The 9,526-nt window shown below is 69.3% G+C and carries 8 protein-coding genes and 2 pseudogenes; 5 read left to right on the forward strand and 5 right to left on the reverse strand.

Translation table 11 applies throughout. The features are described from left to right. The first annotated feature begins 81 nt into the window (after positions 1–81). Positions 82–2,163: a hypothetical protein gene (locus IPN03_23940; protein ID MBK9376683.1), complete on the forward strand. Its 2,082-nt coding sequence runs from the start codon at positions 82–84 to the stop codon at positions 2,161–2,163. 24 nt (positions 2,164–2,187) lie between these two features. Here the strand turns inward: IPN03_23940 and IPN03_23945 are convergent, their stop codons facing one another. Then, entirely contained in the window at positions 2,188–2,355 is a 168-nt protein-coding gene (locus IPN03_23945; GenBank protein ID MBK9376684.1) for a hypothetical protein, read from the reverse strand. Between the two features lie 586 nt (positions 2,356–2,941). Here IPN03_23945 and IPN03_23950 point away from each other — a divergent pair. The 3 genes from IPN03_23950 to IPN03_23960 are packed head-to-tail and all read left to right on the forward strand — an operon-like array spanning position 2,942 to position 4,456. Continuing rightward, positions 2,942–3,415, forward strand: a complete 474-nt coding sequence (locus IPN03_23950) for a hypothetical protein (protein ID MBK9376685.1) — start codon at positions 2,942–2,944, stop codon at positions 3,413–3,415. Positions 3,416–3,437: 22 nt separating this feature from the next. Continuing rightward, positions 3,438–4,031 (forward strand): hypothetical protein, encoded by a 594-nt coding sequence (locus IPN03_23955; protein MBK9376686.1) that lies wholly within the window; start codon positions 3,438–3,440, stop codon positions 4,029–4,031. Between the two features lie 2 nt (positions 4,032–4,033). Next, the gene (locus IPN03_23960; protein MBK9376687.1) at positions 4,034–4,456 is read left to right on the forward strand and encodes a hypothetical protein; all 423 of its coding nucleotides are present in this window, start codon (positions 4,034–4,036) and stop codon (positions 4,454–4,456) included. 787 nt (positions 4,457–5,243) lie between these two features. Here IPN03_23960 and IPN03_23965 read toward each other — a convergent pair. Continuing rightward, positions 5,244–5,399 carry a hypothetical protein gene (locus IPN03_23965; GenBank protein MBK9376688.1) on the reverse strand — a complete coding sequence of 52 codons (156 nt, stop codon included), beginning with the start codon at positions 5,397–5,399 and terminating at the stop codon, positions 5,244–5,246. A gap of 547 nt (positions 5,400–5,946) precedes the next feature. Then, complete coding sequence (locus IPN03_23970; protein ID MBK9376689.1) at positions 5,947–6,219, reverse strand: hypothetical protein; 273 nt, start codon at positions 6,217–6,219, stop codon at positions 5,947–5,949. A gap of 855 nt (positions 6,220–7,074) precedes the next feature. Between IPN03_23970 and IPN03_23975 the strand changes: the two genes are divergently transcribed. Further along, positions 7,075–7,305, forward strand: a complete 231-nt coding sequence (locus tag IPN03_23975) for a hypothetical protein (GenBank protein MBK9376690.1) — start codon at positions 7,075–7,077, stop codon at positions 7,303–7,305. A 408-nt stretch (positions 7,306–7,713) separates the two neighbouring features. On the opposite strand, the pseudogene nrfD reads toward IPN03_23975, so the two are convergent. Both nrfD and IPN03_23985 read right to left on the reverse strand, forming a co-directional pair. Beyond that, positions 7,714–8,873 (reverse strand): annotated as a pseudogene (gene nrfD, locus IPN03_23980) (polysulfide reductase NrfD). An 8-nt stretch (positions 8,874–8,881) separates the two neighbouring features. Beyond that, positions 8,882–9,507: pseudogene (locus tag IPN03_23985) on the reverse strand (4Fe-4S dicluster domain-containing protein). Positions 9,508–9,526: the final 19 nt, after the last annotated feature.

Raw genomic sequence — 9,526 nt, forward strand, 5'->3', positions numbered from 1 at the left:
GAAGCCGCGAAGCGCGGCGTAAAATTGCTCTTTGGCGGAACGTCCGCCCCTTTTGCACGTCGCCGTCCCGTGGAGGCCGTGATGGGTCGAATCGTCCAGTCCGTCGCGATGTCGTACGTCCGCGGCTGCCTCGTCAGCGGCCTCGCCGCGATCTACGTCTTCGCGATCTTCATCGGGTCCTTCCTGCTCCCGCTCGGGAGGATGCATCGCACGCCGGGCTCCGATCCGAAGGAGATCTTTCTGCCGATCGGGATCGGGGCCTTCTTCCTGATGGTCCTGCCGGCGATCCTCGCGTACTTCGCCACGCGCTCGCGCAACGCGACGTTCGACAGGTTGTTCGGCTCCCTCGGCCTTGCCGCCTTCCCGTACGCGGTCCAGTACCGCCGGTACGAAGGGGCGTACGGAGGACGCCGCCTCCAGGGCTTCTTCTCGCGCGGCCCGCGCCTCGCCCTCGAGGCCGACCTGGCCGTCTGGACGAGGTTCGGCATAACGGCGGGCTCGGGCGACACGAAGCTCCTCGCGGCGCTGGCGGGCGAGAAGCCGATCCGGTTCGCCGTCGCCGCTTTCGACGGGCTCGACGTCTTTGGCGAGGAGGAGGCGTGGGTGCGCCGCGTCCTTGCCGAACCCGGCGTCCCGGCGCTCCTCGGAAGGCTCCTGAGGTTCAAGGGGCCGTTCGCCCGCAGGCAGCTCGTCCTGCGACCCGGGGCGCTCAACGTCACGTTCCACCTCTCGACGGCCTTCATGAACTGGATCCCCTCGCAGGCGCAGGTGAAGGACTGGGCCGACGCGCTCGTCGCGATTGCCGAGGTCGCCGAGCGCGTGCCTCCGCCGGAGAAGCCCGTTGCCCCGACCCGCCTCGAGCAGCAGGTCGACTCGGTGCGGCGCATGGGCTTCGCCGTCAATCCCGGCGCCCTCGCCCTCGGCACGATGCTCGTCACGTCCCTCGTGATTGCCGCGATCGCGGGGGTCATCGTCGTCGCGCAGAAGTCGTGCCGGCCGAGCCGGGGTCCCGGGAGCGTCGCCGAGGTGCGCGAGGTGCTCCACCACGTCGACGTCACCGCGCAGAACCTCCAGGTCGCCGAGCTGCCGGCCGCGAGCACACTCGACCTGTTTGGCTTCACGGGGTACCTCGGCTCGGTCGAGTCCGAGGACGACACGAGCCTTCGCGCCGTCGCGAAGGTCCCGAAGGGGGCGCGGATCGTCGTCGCCAAGAGCCCGGGCACGGGGGCGGCGCGCGAGGTCGAGTGGCTCTTCGACCCGCCGCTCTCCGCGAAGACGTCCGTGGTCGAGCAGCAGCTCGGGAAGCTCGAGCTCTCCCCGGCCTCCGGCGAGCCGAAGGCCGTCCTCGGGCTCGCGACGCCGAGGAAGGCCGACGGGGCGCGGTGGCCGGTCCGGGTTCGGGTCCAGTTCGAGGGAAAGGCCGGCGGACCGATCAGCCGGATCGCAGCGTACCGCGACGGGCCGGTTGCGCCGTCGGCGCCGACCTCCTCCGGGATGCTCCCGGTGTGCCCTTCCTCTTTCGAGAAGGCCGGCGAGATGGCGGTCGGAGAGTCGCGGTCCTGCGTCTGCACCGACATGACCGGCCTCAACATCTTCGGGTCGGGGCGCTACTCGCCGTCGTCGGACCTCTGCGTGGCGGCCCGACACGCCGGCGTCCTCAGCCGCCCGGGCGACGTCGTGACCTTCTGGCGTCAGCCCGACTGCCCACGCCTCTGGGGCTCCGCGGCGAACGACGTCGTCTCGAAGAACGGGGCCTCGCCGACGGCGACCTTCTCTTTCACGGCCGAGCCGCCCCCGTGCCCGCCGCCACCGAGCGCGACCGCGGACCTCAAGCCCTGCCCGACGCTCTTCAGCAAGGAGCTCGAGGCGATGCCCGAGGGGTCCACATTCGACTGCACCTGTGAGTACACCCGGTACCGGGAGGGGTCGCTCTGGGGTACGCGCGTCTACTACATCGGCTCGAGCGTCTGCGACGCGGCCCAGCACGCGGGGATGGTCGACCGGAAGGGGAGCACGGTCACCGTCTTCCTCGGCGGCCCGTGCGACCGGTTCTGGGGCTCGAAGTCGTTCGGGATGCAGTCCGAGAGCCGGCGGAAGCCGGGCCGGAGCATGGCGTTCCAGCAGCCCTATCCTGCCTGCCCGGGCCCGACCGACCCATGGTAACGGCTCGAGCGGGCGGGCGGGCCCTCAGCGAGGCGCGGAGGTCTTCTTCGGCCGCAGGACGAGCGCCGCGACGACGGCCGGCAGCGCCATGAGCCACTGGACCCCGGGGACCCCGACCGACACGACGAGGAGGACGAAGTCCTTCCGGAGCGCCGCGTCGACGTCGATGAGCGCCCCGAAGAGGACGGCCACGAGGGCGAGGGCGGCGACGACGGCCGCGCCGGCCTTCGTCTTCGAGAGGCGGGCCGCGAGAGGAACGGCGCGAACGGGCTCGCCATGAAGAGAGATGCGAGCAGGAGGACCCAGGCGCCCTGCAGGTCCTCGCCCTTCCAGGCGCCGAAGCCGGGGAAGGAGAGGAAGGAGACCGGCCCCGTGAGCGCGCCCACGATCGCAATCACGGTGGCGACGGTACGCACCGGGTTGCGCCCCGCCGGCGATGCGGCGCCCTCCCTTCGGGCCTCCCCGGCCGCGGCCGGGTTCATCTCCGCCCTCCCGCCGCCTCGGCGCGCGGGAGGAGCAACGGGACGAGCAGGGCGGCGGGGATCGCTCTCCTCAAGGCGGACCTCCTTGGCCTGGGGGCGACGCTCTTGCTACGTTACACCGCACGCCGTCCCGGTGGGGCGATCGGGACCCGGCCCGTCCCGATTCCCGAGTTCGCCAATCCCCGACGTCGGGAGGTATCCTGTTCGATGCGGATCCGGCCGTGCGGAGCGGGGCGCGGTGACACGGTCTCGCGGGGCGGCGTCGGCAATTGTGCCCCGGCCGGGAAGGAGGGAACGTGGAAGACGACTCCGCCGGCGGGCCCCTCGTCGGTCTCGCAATCGCTGCCGTGATCGGCGTCGTCGTCTGGGCGGCGATCCGGGGCCAGGGGAAGGATTGGGAGGTCGCCACCGAGATCGACCGGGGCGTGATGACCGACTACTGCCGCCTCGTCGGCGAGGGCCTCTACGCGGAGGCGTGGGAGAAATGCCTTTCCGCGAGCTACCGGGACGAGGTGCCGCGTGAGAAGTTCGCAGCGGCGCACGAGAAGCGGCGGAGGTGGGCGCGCTCGGCGGCTGCCGGCTCCTTCGCGCCGACCCTCACCCGCAACCTCTTTTCGAAGACTCGCGAGCTCCATCTCCTCTACGAGCTCACTTATCCCGGGCGAACGGAGAGGGAGTACGCGAAGGCGAGCGATGCAGATGGCAGTTGGCGAATCGAAGGGACCTACCACCTCAACGCCGGCGAGACCTACGACTTCCTGCTCTGGTGAGGCCAGACAGAAGGAGGCATCGATGAAGCCCCCGTGGGCCCTGCTCCTCCTCGCCCTGCTCGCCTGCAGCTCTGCAGGAGCCCAGACGCCGGACGGCCGCGGCTTCGACCCGACCGGCGTCTGGTACGGCCAGCACGGCCCGCTCGCCTTGATGCGGGCCGGCGACACGCTCACCTTCTCCTACTCCGGCGTCTTCGGCGCGACCGCCCACATCTGCGACGGGATCGGCGTCGCGGGATTCGCCGGCGACGGGACGTGGGAGCACGCAGATGAACAGGGAACTGTCACCTTCACGACGAAGGGCGGAAAGGTGACCATGCAGACGACGAACGGATCGCCTCATTCTGCGGCGCCAACTGGCCCGGTGACATTCACGAAGGACGGATGGAAGCCCGCGTTCAATTGCACGGTCGTCGCCCCGAAGGCGCACTTCCTCACCGCGGCACCTTCGCCCGAGCAGCGGAAGGGGTACGTCGTGAAGGGGAACGTCGTAGAGGCCGTCGGCCTCGTGAACGAAGGGACGCCGGGATGGCTCCCTCGTGCGGTACGTCGGGAAGAAGAGACCACGGCCGGCCTCCTCGAGCGCGACGCGCTCGAGTGCCGGGAGGAGAAGTAGACATGAAGAAGGCGTTTGTCCCCCTCGTCCTCGGTCTCGCGCTCGCCCCCCTCCCGGGGTCCGCCGCGGACTGCCCGAAGGCGACCACCGTCGAGAAGCTGTCGAGGAACACGGCCTACAAGCCCGTGGCCCCCTTCGAGCTGAAGGCCCTGACGAAGGCGAAGGCGACGAAGAGCGCCTTCGGCCTCACTGTCTTCGTCACGAACGCCGAGTTCGACGCGAAGGCGGCGGCCGCGCGCCTCGACACGTCCCCCGTGAAGGGGAAGGGGCAGGTCTCCCTGGCGATCACGTTCGTGAACGCGTCGAAGCCGATCGTCGCGGGCGAGTACGCGGTCCGCGCGAACGTCTGGGACCCGATGAACGTCCGCGGGGACCTCGGCTTCGGAAAGGACGACGGGACGCCCGTCGTCTACGGCCCGGGCTGAAGTCCGGCAGGGCGACGCTCGTCGAGGTGACCGACGCACGCGTCTGCGGGACCTTCGACGTCACCGGCCAGGACGGCCCGTTCAAGGGCTCGTTCGTCGCAACGGTGGTGAAGTGACATCGCGACCCGAGATCTACCCGACGGAGGGAAAGAAGATGCCGAGTCGGATGGTGCCCTTCTCCTCTCGACCCTCGCCGTCCTCGCCGCCGCGGCCTGGCCGACCGTCGCCGCCACGCCCGCGGCGATCGAGCTCCACGGTCTGAAAGCCGCTCCCTGTCCCTTCTCCGCCCCGGAGAACGCCGGCCCAGGGCGCCCTTCTCGTCGTCCACCCTGCCGACGCGAAGGCCGGGGGGGAGAAGCTGAGCCTCACCGCGGTCGCTTTCCCGAAGGACTCTGGCATGGCCGACACGGAGCTCCTCGACTACGTGACGACGACTTTTCTCGCGACGTCGGACACCGGGAAGCCCGTAGAGCGGACGCTCCTCGGGAAGAAGGCCAAGGGCGGGCGCTCGAGAAGAAGATCCCGTCGCCTTCGATCGCCGAGGTCTACGTTGCGACGAAGAAGGCCGGCGACAAGGTCGTTCTCTCCTTCGTCTTCCCTGCCTCTTTCGCGATGGAGGCCGAGGCGGCGATCTCGGCGATCGCCGAGAGCCTGAGGGAGTAGCACCGACGATCCGTCCGGACTCGGCTTCTCCGGGGCCTTCTCGGATTCCACCAACTCACGAGACGGCCGGCCCCGAGGACGGCCCGATGCCACCCTCGGGGAGCGCCTTCTCTGCGCCGCGGCTCTACTTGTACAGGTTCTCGAGGAGCTTTCCGGCGAGCTTCTTGCCGAGCTCGACCTTGTCGTGCTTGTCGTACGTCTTCGGTTGCCAGTCGACGCGAACGACGTCCTGGCCCCTCAGGACGACGATGACGGTCGCCCCCGTGACGAAGTCGCACATGTAGGCCCTGTCGCCGATCCTGGGACGTCGACGACCGAGCCGGGAGCGGCGAAGCCATTCGTGCCTCGAACTCCTTCTCGCCTCCTCCGACGACGGCGTAAAGGTGATCTTGAGAAGTCCTTCCCGGCCACGGTGAAGCCGGCCGACGGTCTCCCCTCCTGGGCCTTGCTCCCGGCCTCCGGGAAGTAGGTCATCGTCTCGCCGGTGATGGCGCCGACGTCAGCGGCCGAGATGGCGTCCAGCATCGCCCAGCCCTTCGGGAGGCTGATCTGCTCTTCGCCGCGGGGCCGCGGCTTCTGCGGGCGCTCCCACGGCCGGGGCCGGTTCGCTTCCCCCGGCAGGCGCCCCTTCTTGCCACCACATCCCGTGAGGTTCATTGCGACGAACGCGGTCAGGGCCAGAGCCGAAGTCCGTTTCCAGAGACTCATCGAACGTCCTCCTGTCTGTACGTTCGGTTGCAGGTGCTCCCTGCGACCACAGCGAATTTTGCCGCAATGCGGCAGCGAAGAGCCACCCCATTCAACTCTCAATCCCGTCTCTCAGCCGGTCAGGGGTTCAGGGCGACGACCCGCCTCCCGAGCCTCGACACGGCGAGGAGCGCCAGCCCGCAGAGAACGAACGCCGCAAAGAGCGAAGCGGGCCGTCCCTGCGGAAGGTCCTGCAGGAAGAGCTTGATGGCCGTTCCGACGAGGACGCCCCAGGCCAGCCAGCCCACCTCCTCCACGCCCGTCCGGACGCGAAGAGCCGCCAGTCCCACGGCGGCTGCCGCCAGGACCGCCGTCCGCACCGGGACCGCCGAGCCGGCCGGGAGAACCGCCACGAGGGTCTCGACCGCCGCAGACCCCTGCCCCGGCAGCTGCGACTGCCAGGAGGGCCAGCGCCGCGAGACGTGACCGCGAGCCCGCCGGCTCGTAACCCCGCCAGCGTACCGTCAGGATCCACGAGATTCCGGCGACGAGCGCGACCGACGCGGCGGCGGCGCTCATCCGAGCGGGATCGGCTCCGTCGGACCGAGCGAACGCCGATGCGGCGACCTGGAGGAGCCCGGATGGGAAGCACGCCGCGACGAGGTAGAGCGCACCGTGCGCGACGAGGGAACGCCGGCCGGACTTCGCTCCGAGAATGCCCGCGGCGAGCCCGAACAGGATCCATGCGAACGCGAGAGCAGGTCCGGAGGCGAGCAGCCCCCCGCCGGTCAGCGCGAGGACGAGGCCGAGCGACGAGAAGAAGAGGAAGTTCCTGCCGCCGGCCGCATCGCGCTCCACGAAGCCGAAAGCCGCGGCGTAGCCGAGAGCGGAGAGCACGAGTGCCGCCACTCCGAGGGGCCTTCTCCCGTTCCGGCCGCATTCGAGAGGCGCACCGCCCCCTCCGTACCCGGCCGCGAGAACCCGCTGCCGTCTGGAAGACCTCGAAGACATTCACGTCCCGTCGCCGCGCCAGGGTCCTCGCCGCGAAGCTCCCGGCATAGACGACGAAGAGGAGGAGAGCGACGAACACGGCCTCCCCGGCAGAGAGGCCGGCGTACGCCTCGGGCGGCCCGCCCGGACGGCCTGCGAGGTGGACGAGCGTCAGGACCGCCAGGTCGGCCGCGAGCGCGGCCGGCCAGCGCAGGCCGTGCCAGCGGCGGCCGTACGTCGCCCAGAGCGTGGCGGCACCGAACGCGATGAGGAGGATCGTGAAGAGCTCGATCCGCGTCGTGGCCAGGAGGAGGCCCCAGGCGGTCCCGGCGGCGCCCAGGGTGGCCGCCCACGCCACGCTCGCAAGGTCGTGCCGCCACGCGACGACGAACACGGCCACCCCGACCGCGCCGAGGAGCCCGGCCGCCGCGAGCGGCGGCACCGCCCGCATCCGCACCGTCGTTTCCCAGAGGAGCGGGAGAGAGACCGCGAGGGAGAGGAGCCCGTGAACGGCGGCGTCCGTCCGGCGTCCGGACCTTCCGCTCCATTCCGCCGCGAGGACCCACGCCCCCGCGTACGCCAGACCGAGAGCAACACCGACGAGGTGCGGCAGGGTCCCGGCCTCCGTGAGCGCGCGGAAGAGGAATGCGCCGCCGATGCCGAGGAAGACCCGGCCGGCCAGAGCCGCAGGAAGGGAGCCCACGGCCTCGGCGGGCGCCGGAGTGGCGTCGGACCTGCCTCCAGGCGCGGCCCCTTCCTCCCACTCCGCGCCGGCCTTCCCGACAGCTTCAACCGGGCCTTCGAAACGCGCGAGGCGGGCCTCGAGCCTCGCGACAGCAGACGCCAGAGAAGCCACCCGCTCTTCCAGGAGGTCGACGCGGTCCGTCATCTCGTCACCTCCGCGTTTCCTTCGGGAGTCAGCCAGGCCGTAATTCCGCCTCCGGGTCGTGCCAGGGCGGAAGGAGCTTCACCAGGATCGCCAGGATGACGAACGGCAGGATCATCAGGAGGATCGCCGGGAGAAGCCCTCGCGGTGGCGAAGTCCATCTTGTAGGTCGTGTAGCCGAGGAAGCTCTTCGAGAAGAGCTGGCCCCCGATCACGACGTTCCAGCGCATCGCGAGGATACCGACGAGCGTGAGCGCCGCCGAGAGGGCGTAGATCCCCTTCCGTGCCTGGTCCGAGAGCTTGACGACCTGGGTCACGGCGAGGAGAACGATCGGGACCAGTCCTCCGAGGACGATCTGCAGGACGATCTGCGAGACGAAGAGCTTGGTCTTCACCATGAAGTCGAGGCTCTTGAAAGACTCGTCCGCCTCGTACATCCGGTGGAGGATCGATCCCTCCGCAGGAAGTCGATGATGAAGGCGTAGAAGAGGTACCTGGCGAGCGTGTCGACGCAGCGCATGTCGATGGAGATCCGCTTCGCGGCGCAGGTCGCCATGTACATCAGGAGAACGAGCGCGATCCCCGAGACGATCGCCGAGGAGAGGAAGACCCGATCGCGCATGAGGGGGCGTCGACACCAGGGGTTCGCCTTGATCGAACCGAAGATGAACCCGACGTAGCCGTGGAGGAGGAACGCCGACGGAATGCCGATGATCGTGAGGATGTACCCGACCCTGTCGTCGAGGCGGCGCGACTCCTCGCTCAGGTCGTCGCTCCAGAGGGCCATCGCGCGATAGAGAAGCCTCTTCAGTCCGGTCGACTCCCTCGCCGTCTGGACGATCTCGGCCCGGTAGGCTGAGCCAGATCTCGAGGACGAGGACGGCCATCAGGTTTACCGAGGTAGACGAATCCGAACATCGCCATCGCCGACGACGGATTGGCGTAGGGTACATCGAGAACGAGCGCTCGGGTGGTGGAGGTGGAGCTGGAGAGGCAGCGGCGGGACGATGAGGAAGGCGAGCGCCGCCAGAGCGCGAGGCGGTAGGGTCGGTTTCACGGCCTCGACGCGGAAGACCCCTTCGAGGGACGCGAGGATGAACGCCCCGGCAACGGACCGGTGATGTACGGGTAGAGAACGATGAGGACGCTCCACTGGGCTTCGACCTCGTTGGGATACATGAAGCCTTCCATCAGGCTCGTCAGACCTTTCGTGCACGGCCGCCTCCCTCACCACGCGACCCGTCGAGACCGCGTACCAGGTCTTCCGAGCCTGTGGCCATCTGGGGTTTGAGCACCTGAACGTGCGTCGAAGAACTCGTGGATGGGGTCCTTCGGGATTGCAGGTCGCCCAGCTGCGCGAGCCGGTCGGGCACGTCTCGCAGCACGCCGTCGTGAGCCCCTTCGTGATCCGGTGGTAGCAGAGGGTGCATTTGCCGACCGTGTTCATCCGCGGGTCGATGAAGCGGCAGCCATACGGGCAAGCCTGGACGCAGTAGCGGCAGCCGAGCGTAGGTCTGGTCGACGAGGACGACGCCGTCGGGGCTGTCGAAGGTCGCCTGACCGGACAGACCTGGGTGCACGGAGAATGCGCGCAATGATTGCACAGCTTCGGCACGAAGAAACTCTTGGCTCCGTCGCCCGAACGGTATCGCTCCGGGAAGCCGTCGTAGCCGCCGTTCGGCGAGTCGACGTCCGGGTGCTCCGAGACGCCTTCCGGCACGTGGTAACGCTCGACCCAGGTCCTGAAGTACTCCGGCCCGAGGGGAACGTCGTTCTCCGTCTTGCAGGCCCGCACGCAGTTCCCGCAGCCGATGCACTTCGATGTCGATCATCATCGCCCACCA

This window comes from Holophagales bacterium (assembly GCA_016719485.1).
In the GTDB taxonomy this organism is placed as follows: Bacteria; Acidobacteriota; Thermoanaerobaculia; order UBA5066; family UBA5066; genus UBA5066.